General features: G+C 34.4%; 22 protein-coding genes. 2 read left to right on the top strand and 20 right to left on the bottom strand.

Annotation, left to right across the window (positions count from 1 at the left end; genetic code table 11):
• Positions 1–35: 35 nt before the first annotated feature.
• From JOC59_RS05750 to JOC59_RS05690, 13 genes are all read right to left on the bottom strand, one after another.
• Entirely contained in the window at positions 36–1,835 is a 1,800-nt protein-coding gene (locus JOC59_RS05750; protein ID WP_205143846.1) for an oligopeptide ABC transporter substrate-binding protein, read from the bottom strand.
• A gap of 155 nt (positions 1,836–1,990) precedes the next feature.
• Positions 1,991–2,938 (bottom strand): ABC transporter permease, encoded by a 948-nt coding sequence (locus JOC59_RS05745; RefSeq protein ID WP_375792769.1) that lies wholly within the window; start codon positions 2,936–2,938, stop codon positions 1,991–1,993.
• A 15-nt stretch (positions 2,939–2,953) separates the two neighbouring features.
• Complete coding sequence (opp4B, locus tag JOC59_RS05740) at positions 2,954–3,913, bottom strand: oligopeptide ABC transporter permease (protein WP_205143845.1); 960 nt, start codon at positions 3,911–3,913, stop codon at positions 2,954–2,956.
• 2 nt (positions 3,914–3,915) lie between these two features.
• Positions 3,916–4,869, bottom strand: coding sequence for an ABC transporter ATP-binding protein (locus JOC59_RS05735; protein ID WP_205143844.1), 954 nt, complete (start codon positions 4,867–4,869; stop codon positions 3,916–3,918).
• A gap of 23 nt (positions 4,870–4,892) precedes the next feature.
• Positions 4,893–5,882 (bottom strand): ABC transporter ATP-binding protein, encoded by a 990-nt coding sequence (locus tag JOC59_RS05730; protein WP_205143843.1) that lies wholly within the window; start codon positions 5,880–5,882, stop codon positions 4,893–4,895.
• A 315-nt stretch (positions 5,883–6,197) separates the two neighbouring features.
• Positions 6,198–6,851, bottom strand: a complete 654-nt coding sequence (locus JOC59_RS05725) for an amino acid ABC transporter permease (protein ID WP_205143842.1) — start codon at positions 6,849–6,851, stop codon at positions 6,198–6,200.
• A 13-nt stretch (positions 6,852–6,864) separates the two neighbouring features.
• The gene (locus JOC59_RS05720; RefSeq protein WP_205143841.1) at positions 6,865–7,500 is read right to left on the bottom strand and encodes an amino acid ABC transporter permease; all 636 of its coding nucleotides are present in this window, start codon (positions 7,498–7,500) and stop codon (positions 6,865–6,867) included.
• Positions 7,493–8,332, bottom strand: coding sequence for a glutamate ABC transporter substrate-binding protein (locus JOC59_RS05715; RefSeq protein WP_205143840.1), 840 nt, complete (start codon positions 8,330–8,332; stop codon positions 7,493–7,495). The genes JOC59_RS05720 and JOC59_RS05715 overlap by 8 nt, the downstream gene beginning before the upstream one ends.
• A gap of 40 nt (positions 8,333–8,372) precedes the next feature.
• Positions 8,373–9,110, bottom strand: a complete 738-nt coding sequence (locus JOC59_RS05710) for an amino acid ABC transporter ATP-binding protein (RefSeq protein WP_275588313.1) — start codon at positions 9,108–9,110, stop codon at positions 8,373–8,375.
• 222 nt (positions 9,111–9,332) lie between these two features.
• Positions 9,333–10,145, bottom strand: coding sequence for a DUF6681 family protein (locus tag JOC59_RS05705; RefSeq protein ID WP_205143839.1), 813 nt, complete (start codon positions 10,143–10,145; stop codon positions 9,333–9,335).
• 11 nt (positions 10,146–10,156) lie between these two features.
• The gene (locus JOC59_RS05700) at positions 10,157–10,687 is read right to left on the bottom strand and encodes a hypothetical protein (protein WP_205143838.1); all 531 of its coding nucleotides are present in this window, start codon (positions 10,685–10,687) and stop codon (positions 10,157–10,159) included.
• 109 nt (positions 10,688–10,796) lie between these two features.
• Complete coding sequence (locus JOC59_RS05695) at positions 10,797–11,363, bottom strand: guanylate kinase (protein WP_205143837.1); 567 nt, start codon at positions 11,361–11,363, stop codon at positions 10,797–10,799.
• An 88-nt stretch (positions 11,364–11,451) separates the two neighbouring features.
• Positions 11,452–12,864, bottom strand: a complete 1,413-nt coding sequence (locus JOC59_RS05690) for an APC family permease (protein WP_205143836.1) — start codon at positions 12,862–12,864, stop codon at positions 11,452–11,454.
• A gap of 432 nt (positions 12,865–13,296) precedes the next feature.
• Between JOC59_RS05690 and JOC59_RS05685 the strand changes: the two genes are divergently transcribed.
• The gene (locus JOC59_RS05685; RefSeq protein ID WP_205143835.1) at positions 13,297–15,696 is read left to right on the top strand and encodes a Xaa-Pro dipeptidyl-peptidase; all 2,400 of its coding nucleotides are present in this window, start codon (positions 13,297–13,299) and stop codon (positions 15,694–15,696) included.
• A gap of 250 nt (positions 15,697–15,946) precedes the next feature.
• Here JOC59_RS05685 and JOC59_RS05680 read toward each other — a convergent pair whose 3' ends face one another.
• From JOC59_RS05680 to cshA, 7 genes are all read right to left on the bottom strand, one after another.
• Positions 15,947–16,486: a biotin transporter BioY gene (locus JOC59_RS05680; protein ID WP_205143834.1), complete on the bottom strand. Its 540-nt coding sequence runs from the start codon at positions 16,484–16,486 to the stop codon at positions 15,947–15,949.
• Positions 16,479–17,441, bottom strand: a complete 963-nt coding sequence (locus JOC59_RS05675) for a biotin--[acetyl-CoA-carboxylase] ligase (RefSeq protein ID WP_205143833.1) — start codon at positions 17,439–17,441, stop codon at positions 16,479–16,481. Before JOC59_RS05675 ends, JOC59_RS05680 begins: the two co-directional genes overlap by 8 nt.
• A gap of 294 nt (positions 17,442–17,735) precedes the next feature.
• Entirely contained in the window at positions 17,736–18,638 is a 903-nt protein-coding gene (locus JOC59_RS05670; RefSeq protein WP_205143832.1) for a proline iminopeptidase-family hydrolase, read from the bottom strand.
• A 2-nt stretch (positions 18,639–18,640) separates the two neighbouring features.
• Positions 18,641–19,090, bottom strand: coding sequence for a type II toxin-antitoxin system PemK/MazF family toxin (locus tag JOC59_RS05665; RefSeq protein ID WP_205143831.1), 450 nt, complete (start codon positions 19,088–19,090; stop codon positions 18,641–18,643).
• A complete protein-coding gene (alr, locus tag JOC59_RS05660) occupies positions 19,077–20,213 on the bottom strand; it encodes an alanine racemase (RefSeq protein WP_205143830.1) in 1,137 nt (378 codons plus the stop codon). Before alr ends, JOC59_RS05665 begins: the two co-directional genes overlap by 14 nt.
• A 77-nt stretch (positions 20,214–20,290) precedes the next feature.
• Positions 20,291–20,650 (bottom strand): holo-ACP synthase, encoded by a 360-nt coding sequence (acpS, locus tag JOC59_RS05655; protein WP_205143829.1) that lies wholly within the window; start codon positions 20,648–20,650, stop codon positions 20,291–20,293.
• 215 nt (positions 20,651–20,865) lie between these two features.
• A complete protein-coding gene (gene cshA / locus JOC59_RS05650; protein ID WP_275588312.1) occupies positions 20,866–22,422 on the bottom strand; it encodes a degradosome RNA helicase CshA in 1,557 nt (518 codons plus the stop codon).
• A gap of 270 nt (positions 22,423–22,692) precedes the next feature.
• On the opposite strand from cshA, the gene JOC59_RS05645 reads away from it, so the two are divergent.
• On the top strand, positions 22,693–23,994 hold the full coding sequence (locus tag JOC59_RS05645; RefSeq protein ID WP_205143864.1) for a D-serine ammonia-lyase: 1,302 nt from the start codon (positions 22,693–22,695) through the stop codon (positions 23,992–23,994).
• Positions 23,995–24,189 lie beyond the last annotated feature (195 nt).

The raw sequence follows: 24,189 nt of genomic DNA, 5'->3' as shown, positions 1-24,189 counted from the left end.
TTTAACTATTTAATAACCTATTAACTTGTTAAAATTTACTTAGTACTTGAAGCTGAGACAGCTAAATTAGCCCAACGGCTTTGATCATTCGCATGATCATTTGTCCACCCAACTACTCGCTTATTAACTGGGTACCAGTCAAGTGAGAATGATGTTGGAATAACTGCTGCTTGATCTTGCATATATTGTTGATACTTATAGAAAGCCTGTTGCCGAACTTTAGAATCAATTGCCTTAGTTGAATCAATATCGTTCAACAACTTAGTTAATTTAGCTGTGGTAAAGTGCCCAAAGTTATATGGAGCTCCCTTTGAATATAAATCCATTTGTGATGGATCAGAAGCTACTGACCAGTTCCCACCAGTGAAGTCCCAGTTTTGGTTATTACCATTAGTCATAATTTGACCCCAAGTGTTAAAGTCAGTTAAGCGATCATGATAAAGTGTCACGTGAACCCCAATTTTTTTCCATTGTTGGATGTAGTTTTGTGCCACTGCTTCGGAATTAGCTGAACCTGAACGAGCTAGGTATACTAACTTAAATGCTTTACCATTAGTATTTAAGCGATATTGGTGCTTAGAATCCCATTTAAAGCCTGCCTTATTCAATAGACTATTAGCCTTTTTAATGTTCAATGGGTAGCCTTTCACACTCTTATCATTGTACTTATCAAAGACTGGTACAATTGTTGAATTAGCGCGTGTTGCTAAACCATTATTAAATTTCTTATTAACCGCATCAACGTTCATTGCATATCCCATTGCTTGGCGAAGACTCTTATTTTGTAGTGGTGTCTTTCGATCCATCACATTAATAGATTTCTTCGTGTCGTAGTGACCCAAATTAAAGGCGATATAACTAAACGTCAATGATTTTTGCCCAGTTTGGACATAATCCTTTAATGCCTTGACTGAAGGATAAGCTGTTGAAGGTGCCTCGTAGGCAATATCATATTTCTTAGCCTTAAGTGCTGCTGCAATTGATGAAGTCGAAACTACACTCATTGTAATTTGTTTAAGTTTAGGTTTTGAGCCATAGTAGTAAGGATTTTGTACATATGTTACAGACTGTCCTGATACCACTTTAGAAACTTTGTATGGACCATATGACAATGGTTGTTGTCGAACTTGCTTAGATGATACAAGTTTACTTGGTTTAACATCTTTCAAGTAGTGGTATGGTTCTACTGATTCAAGATAGTAACCAGAACCAGATTGCCACATACCTGGTGTCATTTTCTTGAATTGGATTTTAAGTTGATTACCATTTTGACCCTTAGGATAACTAATTCCAGAAATTGACTTAGCTTTACCATTATGGAATTCTGCTAAACCTTCAATATTAGCTAAAGAATCTGTGTAACGTTGTGACCCATAGGCTGGGTTGGCAACAATTTCATAAGCAAATTCTAGATCTTTAGCTGTAACGGCTTTACCATCAGACCATTTAAGATTTTTATGTAAAGTGATTGTCGCTGTTTTAGCATTTTTATCAAGTTTAATATCTGCAGCTCCGCCGTTCACAATTTTAAATTGTGAATTTGTTTTAAAAATAGAGCCCCCTACGGCAGTTCCAGGTTCTGCTAAGTAACTATCAGCCGCATCATTTGAAAGTTCAGATGCAAAGATACCTTGAAACGGTGTATCTTGTACCATCGCAACATTTAATGTACCATTTTTAACAGTTTTCGCATTATTAGTATATGATACTTTCAAATTACCAACTGTAGCATCAGTTGTCTTTGTGGCACTTTTGTTACCACAACCTGCAAGCACGGCTGAAAACAAAGCGGCAGTTGTAACAAATCCCATAACATACTTTGTAGATTTTTTCATCCCAGTAATCTCCTTACTTTCTTTTAAAATAATATTTATCAAATGCTAAGATACATTAGTAAAGTAAAACATCTATGTTTGTTATCTTAGCAGAAGCAATTAGCTTTTGCAATTGTTTTTTAATTATTTTTTAATCTTAATTTAATCGTATTGTTTTATCCTAGCCGTTGACGAGCGTCAAATGCCCGACGTAATACTTGACCAACAAACGAAATACCTACGGTAATAACGATAATGAAGACCGCAGCTGGCACCCACACATAAGCTTTTGAAACTAAAACCGTTGGATCGGTTGCCGCTGAAATCATTGTCCCTAATGAAGGGGTCCCATTTGGTAGACCAAAGCCTAAGAATGATAGCGTTGTTTCAATCCCAATGTTCCCAGCAAATGTTAAGGTTGAATCAACAATAATAATTGATGATAAATTTGGTAAAACCTCTCTAAACATAATCATTACATTGCTTGATCCTGATGTTTTTGAAGCACGTACATAGTCACGATCTGATTCAGAAAGTACTTTTGATCTAATTAAACGGGTGGTTCCTTGCCATGAAAAAAGGCCAATAATTCCGATTAACGTCCAAATATTGTACTTAGAAACAATTGAAACTAAGACAATAATAATCATCATAAATGGTAAAACTGTCCAAAAATCAATGATTCGCATAATAATCGTATCGACAATTCCACCAAAATAACCGGTAATCATCCCAAAAATTATGCCAAAAACTTGACCAATAATTGTAATCATTAAGGCAATAAATAGCGAATTCTTAGCCGATGCAATCAACATTAATAATAAATCACGGCCTTGTTCGTCAGTTCCTAAAATATGTCCACTAGTTCCCATTTGCAAATATTGATCCATGATATTAACATCAGTCACTTTACTATTAGGAATAAAGAAAGACCAGACTGCTACAACCACAAATAAAACTATTAGTAATATCAGGGCAACTGTCGCAACTTTATCTTGTTTAAACTCACGAATAACTGTCTTTAATGTTGAAGGCGCACTGACAACAACATCTTGTTCATTTATTTCTTGTGGTGTTTTTGGTACACCAGCCATTGCTTCATTTACTTCTGGTTTTTCAGCCATTACTGTCAGCCCTCCTTACTCAATTCTAATTCGTGGATCAACAATACTCATGATAATATCGGAAAGTAATGATCCTAGTAATGCTAAAATTCCAGTAAATAGCACAATTGCCGTCACGACTGAATAATCACGGGATGTGATTGAAGAAACAAATAATTGACCCATTCCTGGATATGAAAAAACTGTTTCAACAATAATTGAACCACCAATTAAACCGGTTATTTGGAATCCTGCAAAAGCAGCAATTGGTAATAAAGAATTTCTAAAAATATGACGTGAATAAACCTTATTTGTTGGTACCCCTTTAGCACGTGCTGTGCGCACATAATCTTGTGATTTTGAATCTATAATCTCGGACCGTAAATACTGAATAGTTGAAGTTGTTCCCAGAATTCCAGCTAAAATTGCTGGTAGAATCATATGATTAAGGCGTGAAAGAGCTTCACCAATAAAGCCACTAGCATCTGCACTGATTGTCCCAGTCGTTGGGAACCAACCTAATTGATATCCAAATAAGAATAATCCTAATAAGAAAACAACAAAGGTAGGAACTCCAAAAGTAATAAAGTTAAAAATCACAATTCCACGATCACGGCGTGATCCTTCGTATCGACCAGCGGTCATCCCTAATGGAATTGCAACAGCATATGAAATAATTAAAGTTAATAATGATAACCATATTGTGTTACTAATTCTATTGCCTAAAACCGCTGTCACAGGTTGTTTTAAGGTATAACTTTCACCTAAATTACCATGAAATAAATTAACAATCCAATGCCAATATTGTTGATACCACGGATCATACAACCCAGCTGCTCGTTTTAACGCAACAATTTGCTTAGGATCTGTATTAGGTCCTATTGATCCAGTAAAAGGATCCCCAGGCATCGCTTTAGCCAACATAAATACTAATATCGATAAAATAATAATTTGCGGAATCATAATTAAGACCCGTCGTAAAATAGTTTTCCACATAGCTACTTGGTTGCTCCTTTCTCAGTTGGTGGTGTTGATACCCAGTGACTAGCTGTTATCTTGTGCATCGGATATGCTAAACCATCAGCATCATAAAAATTCTGACGTTCAGCTTGATATTGTGCTTCAATTGCAGCGCGCTGAGCTTTATTAGCATCTCGGTTAGCAATATCAATTTGCGGTATCGCCGATAACAATCGTTTAGTATAAATGTGTTGTGGATTATTATAAATATCTTCACGTGTGCCTAATTCTACAAAACGGCCTAAATGCATAATAGCAATATTTTCAGTCATATGTCGCACAACTCCTAAATCATGCGAAATGAATAAAAATGATATACCTAATTCTCTTTGAATTTTTTTCATAAAATTTAAAACTTGAGCTTGAATTGATAAATCCAAAGCTGATACTGGTTCATCAGCAATAATCAATTTCGGATTAGTTGAAATTGCGCGCGCAATCCCAATCCGCTGTCTTTGTCCACCTGAAAATTGGTGTGGATATTGATACATCGCATTTGACGATAGCCCTACAATTTCTAGTAATTCAATAATACGTTGTTTCTCCGCTGATTTATCCAAATTTTCAAAATTTCGAATCGGTTCTGCTATTATTTCATAAATTGTTTTCTTCGGATTCAACGATGATAATGAGTCTTGGAAAATCATTTGAACATCTTTGTTATATTTCATATGACGCCGGACACTCGCTTTTGATACATCCTGTCCCTTATATAAAATCTGGCCACTTGTCACTTTTTCCAAACCAACAATTGCCTTACCAATAGTTGACTTGCCTGAACCTGATTCACCAACTAAGCCATATGTTTTTCCCGCTTCTATTTCAAAAGATACCCCATCAGCTGCATATACATGATCAGTAACTCGATTCCAAAAGCCAGAACGGATAGGATAGTGTACTTTTAAATCTTTTATTTCTATTAAAACACTCATTACAAATATCTCCTTATCACTATCTAAACTTCATCTTTAAATTTAAAATATTTCCAATTTTCACCACGCACTAAATGACCTGGTGCAACTTCTTTAATTTCTGGATGGCCAGGAGTTACTGGGACCCATGGAATTCGTGGCGCAAATAAATCACTATTTCGATCCATTTTTTTGATTGATGGTACTGATCCTTCGATCACATAAAGATCATCATTTTCAGTATCTAAAGTTGGCATTGCACGTAATAATGACCGTGTGTAAGGATGCTTAGGTTCATTAAAAATGATATCAACTGGCCCTTGTTCTACAATTTCACCTGCATACATTACGGCCACTGTATCAGCAACTTCTGCAACAACACCCAAATCATGGGTAATTAAAATAATACCAGCATGATTTTCTTGTTGAATATCTTTTAATAAGTCTAAGATTTGCGCTTGAATTGTTACATCTAAAGCCGTTGTTGGTTCATCAGCAATAATTAATTCTGGTTTATTGGCGATTGCAATAGCAATAATAATTCTTTGTCGCATTCCTCCTGATAATTCATGTGGAAATTGCCGAGCAACTCGTTCGGGATTAGGGATTCCTACTTGATCAATCAATTCATGAACCCGTGCATTTTTTTGATTTTCAGTCATATCACTATGTACATCAAGGGTTTCTTTAATCTGATCACCAATTCGCATTAACGGATTCAATGCTGCTAATGGATCTTGAAAAATCATGCCCATATCATTTCCACGCAACTGATTAAATTCACTCTCATTTAATTTCAAAATATCACGTCCATTAAAATCAATTTCACCATTTATTTTGGTAGCATTCATATTATGCAATCCAATAATTGAAGTTGCTAACGTTGATTTTCCAGAACCAGATTCACCAACAATTGCTAAGACTTCATCTTGATGTAAATCAAGGCTTACTTTATCAATAGCTGTATAATACTCACCATTAATCTTGAAAGCAGTTGAAACATCTTTTATTGATAATAAAATTTTTTCACTCATAAATTTCTACACTTCGCTCTCAATTAAAATTGTATTAAAATATAATAACACTAGTTTACTAAAATTTTTCTCATTTTAAAAGCTTTTAGTTAAATTTTTGTATTTTAAATCTCATTATTTTATTAAAATCTTTGATTTAAAAGCATTTTAGTATCGATATACATAAATAAAAAAATTTAACTTAAAGAAGCTAGCACAAAATAATTTGCTTAAATCATTTGCTCTAGCTTCTTTATAATTAAATATTTTCTAATAAAAAGTATTATAAGAAATAATCACGATTATTGATCGCAATCCATTTTCTGTAATATCTAGTTAAACTAGTCTCCGATCTAACCAACGCGCAATTAAGGATAACGCGTAATTCACAACAAAGTACATAATCGAAATGGCTAGAAACATCGGAATAATATAATTATTATTTTGCCCGTAAATAATTTGAGCATGATACATTAAATCTGGTAACACAATAATAGTTGCCAACGAAGTATCTTTAATCAATGAAATGAATTGACTAACCAATGGTGGAATCATTTTTTTATACGCTTGCGGTAAGATAATATGCCACATAGTTTGAATACTTGTTAACCCATTAGCCCGGGCACCTTCTGTTTGACCAATTGGCACTGAGTTAATTCCCGATCGAACAATTTCCGCAATCATCGCCGATTCAAAAACCGTTAATGCACTAATCGCTGCTTGCATAATACTTAAATGAATTTGTAATTTTGGTAAAGCAAAATAAGTAAAAAAGATAATTAATAATAATGGTAAATTTCTAATAATATCGATTATAAATCCTACCGTGCCTGATACCCATTTTATTCTAGAATATCTAATCACACCCAAAAAAGAACCAATAATAAAACTTAAAAGCAATGAAATTATTGAAACTTCAAGCGTAATTAGTAATCCCTTGAAGAGATAGGTAATATTTATCCACGAATATGCATCTACAAAATTTTTCATTGTGCCTACCCCCCTACGCTAATTTCTTTTCGAGATAACGCATGTAGTAACTAAGTGGTAGCGTTATAATCAAATAAAAAATCCCAACAACAATGTACGTGTTAATGGTATCAAAAGTTGTGGATGCAATCTCATTCCCCTGATACATTAAATCAAATCCAGCTACAAACGCTAAAGTTGATGAATTTTTAACTAAATTAATAAATTGATTTCCTAATGGTGGAATCACAATTTTAAAGGCTTGTGGCAATACAATATATTGCATTGCTTGCCAAAACGTTAACCCATTAGCCCGGGCACCTTCCATTTGACCTGAATCTACAGCTAAAATACCTGCCCGAACAGTTTCCGCAATAAAAGCCGACGTGTAAAGTGCCAACCCAATTGTTCCCGCGGTTAAGCCACTCATTGCAAAAATTTTTGTTACCACAACATAAAAAAACATTGTAATTACTAATAATGGGATATTTCTAAAAATTTCAATATAGATACGCGCAATTACTCGGGCCCCTTTATTTGGTACAACTTCCATAATTGCAAAGATTGTGCCTAAAACTAAAGACAATACCAAGGCGATGACACTTGAAAGTAATGTTATACCAAAACCTGAGATAAATTCAGATAGGTGATTTTGTAAAATATTAATCATTTAATAATTCCCTCCAATCAAAGCCTGGCACATTGCTAAACCATTTTTTAATTAATTTGCGATATGTACCATCTTGTTGAATTTCATCAATTGCTTTATTTATCGAATTTTTTAAATCAGTTTGCCCCTTATCAATCGCAACCCCATAAGGTTCTTTAGTAAACGTTCCACCCACGACACGAGTTTGGGGATTTTGTTCTGACATTCCATATAAAATCCCATTATCAGTTGTTAGCGCATCACCTTGGCCAGACTTCAATGCAGTCAATGCTTGGGCATAATCTTGTAATTGCAAAACCTTAGCCTTTGGGGCAACCTTTTTAATATTTAAAACTGAGTTTGATCCAACAGTCCCTAAAACAACCGTCCCTTTTTTATTTAAATCTTTAGTGTTTTTTATCTTACTACCCTTCATAACTAATAGTGATTGACCGGCATTAAAATATGATTTAGAAAAATCAACGATTTTTTCACGTTCTTTAGTAATAGTCATTGTTGCGATAATTGCTTGAATATTGCCATTTTTCAATAATGGAATCCGTGTTTGTGAAGTAACTTGCACAAATACTGGTTTAGCTTTAGGATCAATGCGCTTAGTGATTTCCTTAGCCATATCAACATCAAACCCTTCAATCTTACTTGTTTTAATATTCATCAAACCAAATAATTTCGTATCTGCTTTAACACCCCATACCATTTGATGAGTATTCTTAATGGTGGTTAGTTGATTTTGTGAACTACTCGATTTTGTTTGCCCACATGCGGTCAATACCAACGTACTAACAATCATTAAAATTGGTAACATGAGTATCTTTATTTTATTTATTTTCATGTGTTATCATCCCTTCTAAATTTCAATACCATGGTAAAACTTAGTGGTTTAACACCTGACTTAAAAATTGCTTTGCCCGTGGTTCTTTAGGATTATCAAAAAATTGTGCTGACGGTGCATCTTCTAAAATTTTACCACTGTCCATAAAAATAACTCGATCAGCGACTTGTTTTGCAAATCCCATTTCATGTGTTACCACCAACATTGTCATATCGGAGTCTTTAGCAATATCTTTCATAACATTTAGCACATCCCCAATCATTTCTGGATCTAACGCACTCGTTGGTTCGTCAAATAGTAATGCTTTGGGTTTCATTGCCAATGACCGGGCAATCGCCACCCGTTGTTTTTGACCACCTGATAATTGTTTGGGATAGCTATTACCCTTATCAGCTAAACCGACCTTCGCTAGTAATGCTTGTGCAATTTTTTCATTTTCACTTTTGTTACGTTTTAAAACAAGTCGTGGTGCTAGCATGATGTTTTCTAAAACTGTTTTATTTTCATACAAGTTAAAATGTTGAAAGACCATACCAACGTTTTTCCTAATTCGATTCATATCAGTCTTTTTATTAGCTAGATCTTGGTCATTAACAATTAACTCACCACCCTCAACCGTTTCTAACCCATTAACAGTTCTAATTAAAGTTGATTTACCTGAACCTGATGGTCCAATTAAAACAACCGTTTCACCACTTTCTATTTTTAAATTAATATTCGTCAATGCATGAAAATCACCATAATACTTTTCAACGTTTTTAAATTCAATCATAGCCATACATCATTACCTCCAATTTTTAATTATATTAAAAACCATATAATTATTTTAATAATAGCACTTAATATTCGCTATAAATGTTTATAAGTGGTATTTTTGCTATATTATATTTAAATTTTTTATCTTTGTATACTTTTATTTATATATAAACGAATAAAATAGATTAAAAAAATCGGTATAAACGACTACTATGTAAGCGTTTATACCGATTTAAAATTTATTTTATTTTTTTACTGTATAAGCAATTTCAGCTTTAAGCGTATATGGATATTCTTTTTCAACAAAGCCACTTCTTGCTAAGGTCTTGCCTTGCCCACCGACAATGTTAACATTGGCTAAAAAGATGTCAAATTTTTCCAAAGCACTAGTTGTATCAGCCAAACCAATCCGAATTATTTCACCTAAACGGATTGCTTGCATTTCATTTAAACCACCATAGATTATGACATGGGTGCCTTCATGATGCAGTTTTACATATGGTACATTAAACCCTGTTACATTGGCATATACTGGATGATTGTCATTAACCAAGAGTTTATTTTTTATTTGCTCATCATTGAAGCCTTGATAGGCGTTCTTTTCATTATAAACGCCTAGTCCTTCTAGTTGAGTTACTAGTTCTTCAATATTTTTTTGCTCATCATTATTACTTTTAACTGCTGTTGGTAACACTTGTTTTTGGTCGTAAAAACCTTGATTTGGTATGATGAAGGTCGGTTGCGTAGTCAACTGTGTTGTGTTTGTTTGCCCACCACCAATCATTTTCTCAATTCTTGGTGAAATATCTAAAATTGGTTTTTTTCTTGTAAAGTAATACATAAAATTCAAATAAATAACATACATTAACCCTAAAAAAGCTAGTAATAAAGCAATCCCTCGCAAATATCGCGCTGCTGTCAAAAAACTAATTGCAATATATAAAATATACCAACTACCAATAAAGCCAAGAATAGTATATAACCGTCCTTTAAATTTAGTATTAACATTAAAAAAACCAAAATAATGATTAACCATTTCTAAAATCGTAATTAACATGCTGTTGCTCCTTACTTAGTACTTGAACTACTAGTTGAACTGGCATCTGTGGTATCTTCTGTGTTAGCACTACTGCTTGTTGAAGTTGCCTTTTTAGCGGTTCCAGTTGTCGTTGATGTATTATCACTAGTGGTATCTTGGGTATTATCATTTGCATTAGTCTTGTCGTCATCACTACTACTTGAACTGCTACTAGGTTCGGTGCTAGTACTTGATGATCCACTTTGAGTTTCATCAGTATCATTTGTAGTACTTGATGATCCATCATCACTAGTACCTGATCCAGTATTTGATGAACTACTGCGATCTTCAGCGCTACTACTTGAACTATCATCTTTACTATTTTCTTTTGAACTAGAATCTTGACTACTTACATTTGATTTGGTGTTAGTTACTGATGTAACTGTGGAACTTTTACTAACAACTGGATGGCCTTGATTAGTATTACTTGCCACATTAACAGCCACATTAGTTGCACTCAATGCAAGAATAATTGACACCACAGCAACCGGTGTCATAAATGGTGGCGTACGATAACTCATATATGATTAACTCCTATTCATTCTTTAATATATCGTATAATCAATTTTAAATTTCTTCCTATTAAGTATAGCAATATTTACGACCTAATCATAACATCTTAATTCTTTATTAAGATAAACTTTTCATTAATTTAATAATTAATTGGTCAATTTCTTGCTTTGTTTGACTTAAGTCGTCATTCGTAATTTTAATTACATGATTGGTTAAAGCAGGTGGTAGCTGCAAATCACGTTTAAATTCTGCACTCTCAAGGCGTCGCTTAATTCTTTCTTGATTATCGCCGCGCTTGATTAAACGAAGATTTAAATCCTGGACATTCGAAATTGTCAGATAAACAATCACTACTATGTCAGGTAATTTGTCATAATATACTTGTGCTCCTTTCGTTTCCAAAACAATACTAACAATGTTGTTTTTTATAAATGCCCTTTTTAATCCTTCAAAAGAGGAGCCATATTGATTACCCGCATACTTAACTTTTTCTAAATAATGATTATGATCAAATGATTCATTAGTTTCAAAATAATAATCAATATTGTTCTTTTCATGGTCTCGTGGTTTACGTGTGGTATGGGTCACAACTTGCGGAATATTGTATTTATCTTTTAAATATTGGGCAATGGTTGTCTTACCACTTCCAGTTGGCCCAGTTAAAATAATTAGCTTTTGTTGCATCTATCTCACCTTTATTTAATCATAATTTTTATTAAAGACAATCAAAAAGAGAATGCGCCATTTTATTGGCCACACTCTCTACTTTAACTTATTTATCAGCTTGATTTAATCGTGAATGTTTTAATCCATAAGTCATATAGACGACTAAACCTATAATAAACCAAATTAAGGCTGTAATCAAGGTTGCTTTTTGTAGTTGCGTAATCATAAAAATTGAAAAGGCTCCTGATAATACTGGTAAAATAGGGAATCCTGGCATTCGGTATCCCGTGTTTTCAATATCATCTCGTTTACGAACAATTAAAATCCCAAAGGATACAAATGTAAACGCCAATAGCGTTCCCATATTAACTAATTCAGTTAGTTTATCTAACGGTACCATCCCCCCCAAAGTAGCAATTACAATTGTCACAACAATTAAGGCATTACGTGGTTGTTTAGTTGTCTTATCAACTGTACCTAGCCATTTAGGCAATAGGCCATCTCGTCCAATTGAATAAACTAGTCTTGATCCTGAATAAATCATGGTGACCATCATTGTAAACATCCCGGCTAATGCACCAATTGTTACAATCAATGAAGCCCAATTCTGTCCTACTCGACTTAATGCAAAGGCAACTGGATCTGGCACATTTAAATCAGTGTAATGAACCATACCAGTTAATACAAATCCGACCAACATGTATAATATCGTCGCAATTAATAACGTTCCAATAATTCCACGTGGCATCGCTTTTTTCGGATTTTTCACTTCAGCTGCTGAAGCGGAAACCGCATCAAAGCCTAAAAAGGCAAAAAATACTAACGAAGTTCCTTCTAATATTCCTTTAACACCAAATGCTCCGTTTACTCTTTTGGGTATAAAAGGGTGTAAATTATTTGATTTAATATAAAATAAACCAACAACAATGAATAAAATAATAATTGCAATTTTAACTAAAACCATTACATTTTGCACTCTTTTAGAAGTACTTAACCCAAATGATAATAACCAAGAAATAACTAAAACAATCAAGACCGCTACTATATTAACATACGTTCCTTGCGTTGGATTATACGCACCGCTAAGTACTGTTGGGGTTTTAAATAGTGGGCTTACTAAATCTGCAAAATACGCTGACCAGCCAGTGGATACTGCTGCTACTGCCAATAGATATTCTAAAATTAAGGCCCAACCTAAAATCCAACCTATAACTTCACCATAAAGTACATTTCCATACGAATATGCTGATCCTGCAATTGGCATTGCTGATGATAATTCAGCATATGCCATTGCTGCTAACCCACATACCAAAGCTGCCAGGGCAAAACTAATAATAATTGCTGGACCAGCTTTCGTAGCTGCCACTGTCCCTGGTAAAATAAAGATACCTGTGCCAATTACTGCCCCAATTCCCAGGGCAATTAAATCTTTAGCACTTAACGTTCGTACTAACTGCTTATCTGAATTCAGATAATTCGTCAGTTGCTCTTTTTTAAATATGCGCTGCCAAATTTCCATTTTATTTTTCACCATCTCTTTCTTAAATAAAAAACGCTTCCTTCTCTTTTTTGTAAGTAACCGAAGGAATGCGTTTTGTCATAATTAAGATTTAACGTAATTTGAACATCCGGTTTACTTACAAATGCAAATCCGGATAATACCTCAAATAATTTTTGATTTCCGGATTATTTCACGAAAAACCAAAAACGAAATTCTTTTTTAATTGTAAGTATTTGCTTGCTCATAGAAAGTCACGTCCTTTTTTAATGAATTAATTTTAACTTTTTTTTAAGAATAAAACAAGAAAAAATTATTATTTTTAATTAAATTAAGGTTAAACAATTATTTTTTTAATGCTGACTGGTTTATCTTCTCAAAAACAACTATAGCTTGCTTATCTTTTTATGTATAATGAGATTATTATAATAATTAACAAACAAGAGGAAATTCATGAAAATCAATCAATTTGCCTTTAAACCAACTAATCATACTACTGTTCTCAATGAACTCATCCGCATTAACTTTATCGAAAATACTGATCTAAAAACTTATTCGGTAAATCAATTGCTTCAACATTTACTAAATAAGTGTTGGCCGACAACTTCTACTCAAAGTAGTCTTGATTATAAACTAAATAACATATTAGCTGACACTCAATTATCGGTACTCGAATGGTTACAAAAAGATGAACCACTCACTAATGAGATTTTTTATCGTATCGCTTTACAACTATTACACTTTTTACCTAATGTTGATTTTGATGTTATCAATCCACTTATGAGTGTTAAAAAATTAAATCTTACGACAATTACTAGCTCGACCTTCGATAAAAACATCCTCCTTGATGCTTGGTACCGCTTACTTAATACCCATAATAAGCATGGTCAAACATTCATTGATGATTTAGCTAGTCAAGGCTATTATCAAAAAATTGCTAATTTACCAAAACCTTTATTTTTTAATGGTAAAAGTCAAGCGGTATTCAATACCACTACCCTACTTCGTGAGGTGGTTTATATTGAGACAGATTATGATACCGACAAAGATGGCTTAGCTGACTTAATCAAGGCTGAAATTATTCGTCCATTAGAAAGTAACGATCAACAAGTTCCTATTTTATACACTTCTTCACCCTATAATCAGGGTACTAATGACTTTGAAGGTGAAAGATTAACTCATAATGTAGATGTCGAATTAACACATAAAGCAGCCACGACTGATAATTATCGTGATATTCATCATGTCTCAAATTTAAAAGTTGCTCAAAAACGTGTCCCCGTGGGAACTACATTTAATGCAACTGAAAGCTTTACGCGTGAACGTAACTATACACTAAACGATTATTTTTTGGCTCGTGGGTTCGCAGTTGTATATAGTGCCGGTATTGGCTCAAGTGAATCTGAAGGACTTCAAACAACTGGTGATGAATATGAGGTTGCCGCGGCAACGGCAGTTGTTGAATGGTTACATGGTGATCGTCCCGCTTTTGTTGATCACACTACTAATATTAGAATTGAGGCATTTTGGTCAAATGGTAAAATTGCAATGACCGGTCGTTCATATTTAGGAACATTGGCAACTGCTGTTGCTACAACTGGTGTCGCTGGTCTTGAAACGATTGTTTCTGAAGCAGCGATATCATCCTGGTATGATTATTATCGTTCAAATGGCTTAGTTGTTGCGCCAGGTGGTTTCCCTGGTGAAGATGCTGATGTTTTAGCTGAAGAAACTTTTTCACGCAGAAAAAATCTTGCTGATTTTAACCGTATTAAATCGCTTTATGAAACATATTTGACAACTATGAACTATGACCAAGATCGTAATACTGGCAATTATAATCAATTTTGGGATGCCCGTAATTATCTTAAAAACGTTAAGAACATCAAAGCTGATATCCTCATGGTTCATGGACTAAATGACTGGAATGTTAAACCGGAACAAGTTAATAATTTATATCATGCGCTTAATAAAAATAATATCAACAACAAACTAATTTTGCATCAAGGTCAGCATATTTATATTAATGCAATGCGTTCTATTGATTTTACTGATATGTTAAATTTATGGTTTTCCTACAAACTCTATAATTTAGCTAATGATGCTGATAAAATTTTACCTAACGTTATCATCCAAGATAATGTTACTCCGGAAACATGGCACTCTCTTAACGACTGGGATATCCAAACTAAGACCACCAAATTATTTTTAAATCAACATAAGCTTACTAAAGTATCGGCCGCAACTAAAAACCTAGTTAGCTTTAATGATCACCTTGAACCAACTATCTTTGCGCAATACACTAAAAACATTTCAAAATGGGAGAATGATTTAAAACTTAAAACGTCACCATTAATAACTAATCGATTACACTTTTTAACAGAAAACCTTACCCATCCTATAACAATTAATGGTCGAACAAAACTACATTTAAAGATAGCTAGTTCTCATAATGTAGGACTAATCAGTGTTCAATTAGTTGATTATGGTATGGCCTATCGATTAAATGAAAAACCTACTTTTTTAGGAGTGCCTATTGAAAGTGGTGTGCATTGGCGTTCAGATGCACTTAATGAATTTACATTAAATTCGCACCTAACACCTTTTAAATTAATTACTAAAGGACATATTAATCTACAAAATCGTAGCAATGCATGGCATGTTGACTCATTAGCTGCTAATCAATTTGTTGATCTAGATTTTTATTTACAACCAACTTATTTTAAAATACCAGTTGGTCACCAACTTGGTCTGATTATTTATGCAACTGACTTTGGAATGACAATCCGTGGTAATCAAGATATCACATATACTTTAGCTGAATCTGACTCATATCTTGAATTAAAAATTTAGTTTTTAAATATTATTACTCAAATTATTATTAGTATCCCGTTGTTAAGATAGTGAGGCCTACTTATCTAGTATTTTCACAAGTGCATAGATATCAAAACTAATTGGCTATATAATCACAGCTTAACAAGACCGAACTAAAGTGAACCCCCATTATTGGTCCCAAATCCAATAGTGGGGGTTCACTTTATGGTCATAAATTACTACTATCTAATAACTATTTTCCACACCTATATTTTAACCTGCCAGTATATTAATTAAAAATTCCAAATTTTTTTATGATTATTCTTGTAACAAACACGATAATGATTATTTTTACAATTGCAGCTGGTATAAATACAAGCATTGCTGGTTTGATAACACTGCCTAAAGCTAGTTGATTCCAAGTAGCAATGCCAATTGCGCCCATAAATAATTGTGTCAATGCTCCAACAACATTACTTAAAGCAATATTCCACCAACTAGTTGATATTTTCATCAGCATGCCAACAATTAATGTATAAGCTAAAAAGCCAAATAGATATCCCCAGTTTGGGCCAAATAAAACCGTAATACCACTAGTCCCACCTGCATAAACCGGTAGCCCAATCATTCCTAATAGCAGATAGACACCTACCGCACTCGTACTAATCCATGGACTAGCAATTGTTGCAAAAAGCCCTAACGCTAAGGTTTGTCCCGTTAACGAAACAATTCCAAATGGAATCGTAATTTGCGCAAAAATTGCTAAAATAATTGCAAATTGGGCTGCTAAAATCAAGCCTCTTAGTTTTGTTTGTTTTTGCTCAACCATTATATTCTCCATCAACTATTGTCGTTTTCTTTATTTCACCACTATTTACCTTGATTAATTCATTATGCGTTTTCAAGATTAAGGCTCCATTATTATCTATATCTTCAACAATTCCCGCTAATAACTCTCCTTGTCGATTTAGCTCAACGTGCTTGCCAATAATAATTGATAATTCTCGGTATTTGACCATGAATTCAGCCTTTAAGTAATTATTCATTAATGTTAGTATTTCATCAATGATTTGCGCTGCTAATAAATTACGGTCAATATCACCTAAATTTAATGATCCAGCCTTATCATCTAAATCATTCGGAAAATTTATTTGTCCTAGATTCAATCCTAGCCCAATAATTACAGTGTCTAAGTTACCAGTCTCTAAATCAGTTAGCCCTTCAGTCATGATACCGGCTATTTTTTTACTGTGATAGATTAAATCATTAACCCATTTTATGCCCACCGTAATTCCATAATTTACCTCAAGCACTTGCGCTACAACTGTTGCAATGCCAGTCGTTAATAAGCCAGCATTAAACTTAAGTGCTTTTATTGGTACAACTAAGCTTAGATATAAACCTGTGTCTGCTGGACTGTAGAAATGTCGCCCATATCGGCCATATCCACTGGTCTGTTGGTTAGCAATAATTGCCGTTGGTTGGTGCAAGTGTTCCAAGGCCATTTGCTTCGCATATTTATTTGTCGACGCTAACACGTCAAACGTTAAAACATCTACACTATGTGAAAGGCTATTTTCTATTACTACTGCTGCTAAATTGGGCATGCCAATATAACGATAGCCAAGCCGATGCTGACTCTCAATTTGGTACCCCAATGTTTTTAACAAACCAATGTTTTTCCAAACTGCGTTGCGACTTATTTTTAAATCATGTGCTATCTGTTCCCCCGAAATATATTCATTACTATGCTTCATTAAGTATTTAATAATTCTTGCTCGCATTTTTGTCACCTTTATTTTTCTATTGGTTGACTTAAAATATAAACAAAAAATAATCTTTATGCAACTTTTTTTCAGTAACATAAAATTTTACACAACAAAAAAAGACTTAATTTTTATAAATTTAAAGTGCACCCCCGCTAATGGATTTTGGTTCGATATCGAGAGTTCTCTTCAATTAAGTCCTTTTTCCGTAATTTAACACCCACTTACTTTGAAACAACATACATGCTAATATAACAGCCCTGTCCCCTAGTTTTTTAGTCAACTAAAGTCTTACTTAATAAGCTATTCTAACTAAATATTATTATTTTCAACATCATTTATAAACTCAGCTAAATTATCATAGTAAACTTTTGGGTTATCCATCATCGCATGATGGCCTGCATCTGGTGTGATTTTTAACCGAGCGTTTGGTATTTGCTGGGCCATCCTTTTTGCGGTTGCTACTGGCATTGTTTCATGCCCACCAAAAGTTACTAATGTTGGTACTTTAATATTTTGAATTTCATTACGTAAATCAAATTCTTGTAATTTTCCAGTGACAACAAATTCATTATCACCTTGAAACGGCCCATAAACATCAGTAGCCATCGTTGAAATCAAATGTTGTGTAACCACTGGTTGTCGCCGGTCAACAAATTCAGCATTTAAAATATCAACATACTTTTGATATTGTTGATCTTGCCAGTTTCCCGCCTTCTCAATTTGTTTCATATATTCAACTGCCGTCGGTGCTAATGTGGTTTCACGCCGTTCATTAATTGAAGTTACATATTCTTCAATATTATCAGTCATCGAAGAAATAATTGCTCCTCGTAAATGTTGCCCATATTTAAGGGCATACAACTGTACCAAGGCGCCTCCCCAACTTTGACCAATTAAATAAAAATTATCTAATCCTAATTTTTGACGTACTTCTTCAACCTCATCAATATAGTAATCATAAGTTAATAACGCTGCATTAGCTGGATTACTGTAATCAGGTTGATCTGAATACCATGAGCCAAGTTGATCATACATATGAACCTGAATATCCAACCCACGACCAATTAATTGTTGTGCGGTATCTTCCCAATATTCATGATTGCCACCTGGCCCGCCGTGTAACGCTAATAGATGAATCTTACCGGTACCTTGTGTATTCGTCCACAAATGATAGCCATTATCTAATGTAATAATCGTGGTCCCTGTTTTCATTATCATTCTCCTTCTTTTGTACTCTTATTGTCGTAATTATTTTGGTCAACAACTACAATGTGTTCTGTTGTTGTATTAACATCACTATAGCTAGGACGTTCAGCTAATAAACCTAAACTAACTACTAATGCTAAATCAACTTTAGTCATTACCTCATCATCAAGATGTGCAACCCGATCTTTTAATCTTTTTTTATCAATTGTTCGTAATTGTTCTAGCAAAATCACTGAGTCTTTAGCAATTCCTTCTGCTGTTGCCAATAATACATGGGTTGGTAATTTAGTTTTCGATGCTCGTGCCGTTATTGCGGCCACAATTACTGTAGGCGAATAATGATTCCCCATGTTATTTTGAATTATTACAACTGGTCGAGTACCCCCTTGCTCAGAACCAGTTACCGGCGATAAATCGGCATAAAAAATATCACCCCGTTTGATATCATTTACTGTCATCCATTTTAACCTCGCGTTTTATTCTCGATGATAAATTTGTTACAATTTCATACGGAATTGTCTTAGCATATTCTGCTAAATCAACAGCCCCTAAGTAAGCTCCTTGACTTCCCCCAATTAAAGTCACACTTGTTCCAATTGGATAGTAACGGGCTAGTCTGATCATCATTTGATCCATTGTTACACGCCCTACAATTTCAGCAGTTTCCCCATCTATCAATACTTTATAACCTTGCATCCGCCTTAAATAGCCGTCGGCATAACCAATTGGTAAGGTTGCAATCCACTCTGTTTTCTTAGTTACATATGTTGCCCCATAACTAATTTTAGTATTTGCCGGTACCTTTTTTACGAAGACAATTTCACTTTGTAAGGATAAAACTGGCTGTAGGTTTGGTGCCCCTAACGTTTTCCCTGATGGATTAAACCCATACATGCCAGCACCTAACCGGATTACATTCGTATACACGTCTTGATTGTGCCAAAGCGTTGCTGCTGAATTCGCTGCATGCACAAATTTTGGCAAGTTTTTCACAGCTGCTAATGCCGTTTGCCAATTTGCTAATTGTTTTTTAAAATACTCTGGATTATCATCATCAGCTGTTGCAAAATGCGTAAACAACCCTTCAAATTCAAATAAATTGGGTTGTTTTTCAATAAACTCAATCATATTTAATAATTCATCAGTATTTCGCGCTCCAATACGTCCCATACCGGTATCAACTGCAATATGTACTTTAAGTGGTGCCAAATTCTGTTCGCATAAAAACGTTGTTGCCGTTTCTAACCAGCTAATATCACCAACAGTCAATGAAATACCATATTTTGCTGCTAATAAAACTTGTGTTGGTGGTGTGATACCCAAAACTAAAATTGTGTCAGTTTTATATCCTAAATCCCTTAATTCAAGTCCCTCATCTAAAATTGCTACTGCATAGCCATCAACCTTTGCCTTTTTGGCTAAGGCCGCAACTTCCTTAACACCATGCCCATATGCATTTGCTTTTACAACTGCAAATAAATAGGTATCTTTTGCAAATTGTTTGCGGGCTACTTCTATATTATGTACTAATGCCTGTCCATCTAAAGTAATTGTAGTTGGACGATGATTTCCAATTGCCATTTTTTAAAACCTCTCACCTAATATCAAACCTTCATCTTTAAGTTATTCGAATTTGGCTCCGTTAAATACATTCTATTTTAAGAACGATTTTCCAATATAACTTCTGTCATTACTAAGTCTTTAGTATGACTAATCGAAATATGACCATCACCACTAAATGGTTGTTTGGTTATGATTGGCCTGCCCTGCTCATTGTTAATAATTTCAATGTCCAACCACGTTATTTTACTACCAATACCTGTCCCAAATGCTTTACTATAAGCCTCCTTAGCCGAAAAACGGCCTGCTAAGTATTCAATTGCATGGTTATTCTTTAATCGGTTGAATTGTCCTTGTTCCGTGGCCGTCAAAATATCCAACAAAAACTGTGGATGTCGCCGATACAAATCACTGATTCTTTGTATTTCTGTAATATCAATTCCAATTCCAAAAATCATCTTGCTCCTACTTTACTCGCTTTTTTACTTAAAAACCACTTAAATTATTAACTAATCTATAAAAAAGACTAGTATCATCTAGCCAAATCAGTTAAATTCATATTTAATTTTTATTCCTTAAAATAAGCAATTAAATAGATAAAGAGACTAGGTCAAAATAACACTTGATCTAGTCTCTTTATTATAGACCAATATCCTAGTACAAACCTAGTCTATTAATCATTATTTTCATGAATTGTAAATGCATGGCGTCCATTGCGACTTTGTGAACTACGCCGATCATTTGATCGTGAACCATTAGCATGCCGCTTTTCGCCATACCGCCGTTCGCCATCGCGACTTTCGCGACTACCGTTACGACGATCACCGCCACGGCCACGACCGCCACCATTACCATTGCGACGATTACGGTTAAAGCCACCACTTCGGCTACCACCATTACCACCCTTCTTACGTGGTAATGGTCGTTCTGGAGTTATCTTAACTGGGACATCCTCTGCACCAGGGCGTGCAGCTGAACGTAACAATGCTGCAGCTAATGTTTCCGCATCATATTGATTTACCAAGTTATTAACCTGTTCTTCAATCGAAGTTGTATCCGCTTTAGCAATAATTGCTTCCACAGCATCTGTTGCCACAGCAATCCGACCGGCTAAAGCTTCTTCCTTAGTTGGTGGCTTAAGTGGTAACATCCGTTTTTTAGTTAACTTTTCAATATCACGTAAGTAGTCAATCTCAATTGGTGCTACAAACGTAAGTGATGTTCCATGAGCACCAGCGCGGCCAGTTCGGCCAATTCGGTGAACATAGCTTTCTGGGTCTTGTGGAATATCATAGTTGTAAACATGACTTACATCTTTAATGTCTAAACCACGTGCAGCCACATCTGTTGCCACTAAAATATCAAGTTCACCATTTTTAAATTGGCGAAGCACTTTCATTCGCATTTGTTGAGACAAGTCACCATGAATACCAGCAGCTCGATAACCACGTAATTCCAAACCACGTGCTAATTCATCTACTCGGCGTTTTGTCCGACCAAAAATAATTGTCAATTTAGGATTTTGAACATCAAAGAAACGTGTCATAACATCAAATTTTTCAAATTCTTTTGCTTTCACGTAGTATTGATCAACTAAGTCAGTTGTCAATTCCTTTGCTTCAATTTTAACATGCTTAGGTTCATGCATAAACTGCACACCAATCCGCTTAATAGCTGGTGGCATTGTAGCAGAAAATAGCATTGTTTGGCGATGATCAGGGATTTTCTTTAAGATTGCTTCAATATCATCTAAGAATCCCATGTCTAACATTTCATCAGCTTCATCAAGTACCAAATTTTTAATTGAATCTAGTTTCAATGTTTGCCGATTTAAATGATCTAAAAGACGACCTGGTGTTCCAACTAGAATATGTGGACGATTTTTCAAGCCATTAATTTGCTTGCGAATATCGGCACCACCATATACTACTTGAACCTTAACACGCTTGTCGCGACCCAGTTGATATAGTTCTTCTTGCGTTTGAATAGCCAATTCACGCGTTGGTGAAATGATTAACGCTTGTAACCCTGCAGTTGGATCAATGTTTTCAAGAATAGGCAAACCAAAAGCGGCTGTCTTACCAGTACCAGTTTGGGCTTGTCCGATAACGTCAATTCCCTTTAAAGTAAGTGGAATTGTCTCTTCCTGAATAGGGGTAGCTTCTACATAGCCATGTTTTTCAATGGCTGTTAACAAGTCTTGTGAAAGACCGAGTTCTGAAAATTTCAAAATTTTTCCTCCATTTGTTTGAAAATAGTATTGTAAATCTGCTACGAAAAATCCGTTTCGCATATTACGCAAAAAAACTGAACTAATTTCAACTAACAACATATATAACTTTACAAGTATACTTTGCTTTAAAATAGATAGCAAGTTATTTACTCAAGAATTAGGATTTAATTAGTGATGTTAGTTTTCACGACATATCATCTTGCTGTTTTTTCTTAAAAGTTAAATAATAATCCTAAATTTAAAAAAAGAGGTTAATTATTTATGATTATGACAAAAAGTTCACTAGCTGATTTTGTAAATACTATCGAAAATCAAGCTATTATCAAACAACTTCAAAGTTACAATGAACTATTTTGGCAAAATCCAGATTACGGTAAACCCTATAAACTATCCTTTGACTATTGTGATGTACAAGCAGCTGTAAATCGATTTAAGCGCTTTGCACCTTATTTAGCCAACGTCTTCAAAGATACAGATAATGGCATTATTGAATCTCCTCTAACACCAATTCCCAAGATGCAAAATGCCTTACTTAATAAAACAACCAATAGTCAACTATTTCTCAAAGAAGACAATAAAATGCCAATTTCTGGATCAGTTAAATCACGCGGTGGTATTTATGAGGTACTTAAATTTGCTGAGCAATTAGCCATTGAACATCTTGACTTCAATCGTACAGCCGATTATTTAGCTTTTAATTCACCTAAATTTAAAAAATTCTTCAGCCAGTATACCATTGAAGTTGCATCTACTGGTAATTTGGGCTTAAGTGTGGGTTTAATGGCTAGCACTTTGGGTTTTAAAGCTATTATTCATATGTCGCAAGATGCAGTTAAATGGAAAGTTGAAAAGTTAAGAGCAAATGGTGCAGAAGTAATTATTTATAATGATAATTTTTCTAATGCAATTACAGCTGCTCGTCATAGTTCTATGCATAATCCTTTTAGCTATTTTGTTGATGATGAAGCATCTGCTGATTTATTTTTAGGATACTCAGTTGCTGGACCACGCCTCTTAGCACAATTAAAAGAACAAAATATTACTATTGATAGTCAGCATCCCCTCTTTGTTTACTTACCAGCCGGTGTTGGCGGCTCACCAGCTGGTATTGCTTTTGGCTTAAAAACTTGCTTTGGTGAACATGTTTATCCAGTTTTTGTTGAACCAACCCACATTCCTTCAGTTTTACTAGGGATGGCTACTAAGTTAAATCATGATATATCAGTCTATGATATTGGTATTGATGGTAAAACTAGGGCCGATGGTCTAGCGGTTGGTCGCCCTTCTGTCATTGTTGGTAATATTATGCGTGGTCTTTTATCAGGGATTGCAACTTGCGATGATGACAATATGTTTAAATTTCTAAAATTACTAAAGGATACTGAAAATATTGCTATTGAGCCTTCCTCAACGGTTGGTTTTAAGGGCTATCTCAATATCATGAATAATCCAGAATTTACATTACTTGCGCAAAATGCCACTCATGTTGTTTGGTCAACGGGCGGTGCGATGGTTCCACTTGCCGAACAAGACAATTATTATAAATACAGTTCGCAAATTAAAGCGTAAAAAGCATCCGCTAATATTAATCCACTACACTTAAGATATATACCTTTGTTCAAAAATCAATGAATACTAAATAAAAAAACCATGCTAATTTTTACTTAACTGAACTGAACCCCTCGAATTGGAGTAAATCCAATCGAGGGGTTTTCTTATGTATTTTTCTCAACAAACAAAACTTAATGCAATTCTTGAGTATCA

It is taken from the genome of Periweissella beninensis, assembly GCF_016908275.1.
In the GTDB taxonomy this organism is placed as follows: domain Bacteria; phylum Bacillota; class Bacilli; order Lactobacillales; family Lactobacillaceae; genus Periweissella; species Periweissella beninensis.
Note: the sequence above shows the minus strand (reverse complement) of the source record. Positions and strands in the feature narration are given on the sequence as shown.

Bases quoted from the DNA above. Each gene is read 5' to 3' on its own strand.
- JOC59_RS05735 (WP_205143844.1), bottom strand. From the start codon at position 4,869: ATGAGTGTTTTAATAGAAATAAAAGATTTAAAAGTACACTATCCTATC.
- JOC59_RS05695 (WP_205143837.1), bottom strand. From the start codon at position 11,363: ATGCAACAAAAGCTAATTATTTTAACTGGGCCAACTGGAAGTGGTAAG.
- JOC59_RS05710 (WP_275588313.1), bottom strand. From the start codon at position 9,110: ATGGCTATGATTGAATTTAAAAACGTTGAAAAGTATTATGGTGATTTT.
- JOC59_RS05665 (WP_205143831.1), bottom strand. From the start codon at position 19,090: ATGACAGTAAATGATATCAAACGGGGTGATATTTTTTATGCCGATTTA.
- JOC59_RS05715 (WP_205143840.1), bottom strand. From the start codon at position 8,332: ATGAAAATAAATAAAATAAAGATACTCATGTTACCAATTTTAATGATT.
- JOC59_RS05745 (WP_375792769.1), bottom strand. From the start codon at position 2,938: ATGGCTGAAAAACCAGAAGTAAATGAAGCAATGGCTGGTGTACCAAAA.
- opp4B (WP_205143845.1), bottom strand. From the start codon at position 3,913: ATGTGGAAAACTATTTTACGACGGGTCTTAATTATGATTCCGCAAATT.
- JOC59_RS05725 (WP_205143842.1), bottom strand. From the start codon at position 6,851: ATGAAAAATTTTGTAGATGCATATTCGTGGATAAATATTACCTATCTC.
- acpS (WP_205143829.1), bottom strand. From the start codon at position 20,650: ATGATTTTTGGAATTGGAATTGATATTACAGAAATACAAAGAATCAGT.
- alr (WP_205143830.1), bottom strand. From the start codon at position 20,213: ATGGCAATTGGAAATCATCGTCCAACTACAATTACTTTAGATGGACAG.
- JOC59_RS05750 (WP_205143846.1), bottom strand. From the start codon at position 1,835: ATGAAAAAATCTACAAAGTATGTTATGGGATTTGTTACAACTGCCGCT.
- JOC59_RS05675 (WP_205143833.1), bottom strand. From the start codon at position 17,441: ATGCGAGCAAGAATTATTAAATACTTAATGAAGCATAGTAATGAATAT.
- JOC59_RS05645 (WP_205143864.1), top strand. From the start codon at position 22,693: ATGACAAAAAGTTCACTAGCTGATTTTGTAAATACTATCGAAAATCAA.
- JOC59_RS05700 (WP_205143838.1), bottom strand. From the start codon at position 10,687: ATGAGTTATCGTACGCCACCATTTATGACACCGGTTGCTGTGGTGTCA.
- JOC59_RS05685 (WP_205143835.1), top strand. From the start codon at position 13,297: ATGAAAATCAATCAATTTGCCTTTAAACCAACTAATCATACTACTGTT.
- JOC59_RS05705 (WP_205143839.1), bottom strand. From the start codon at position 10,145: ATGTTAATTACGATTTTAGAAATGGTTAATCATTATTTTGGTTTTTTT.
- JOC59_RS05690 (WP_205143836.1), bottom strand. From the start codon at position 12,864: ATGGAAATTTGGCAGCGCATATTTAAAAAAGAGCAACTGACGAATTAT.
- JOC59_RS05730 (WP_205143843.1), bottom strand. From the start codon at position 5,882: ATGAGTGAAAAAATTTTATTATCAATAAAAGATGTTTCAACTGCTTTC.
- JOC59_RS05670 (WP_205143832.1), bottom strand. From the start codon at position 18,638: ATGAAAACAGGGACCACGATTATTACATTAGATAATGGCTATCATTTG.
- JOC59_RS05680 (WP_205143834.1), bottom strand. From the start codon at position 16,486: ATGGTTGAGCAAAAACAAACAAAACTAAGAGGCTTGATTTTAGCAGCC.
- JOC59_RS05720 (WP_205143841.1), bottom strand. From the start codon at position 7,500: ATGATTAATATTTTACAAAATCACCTATCTGAATTTATCTCAGGTTTT.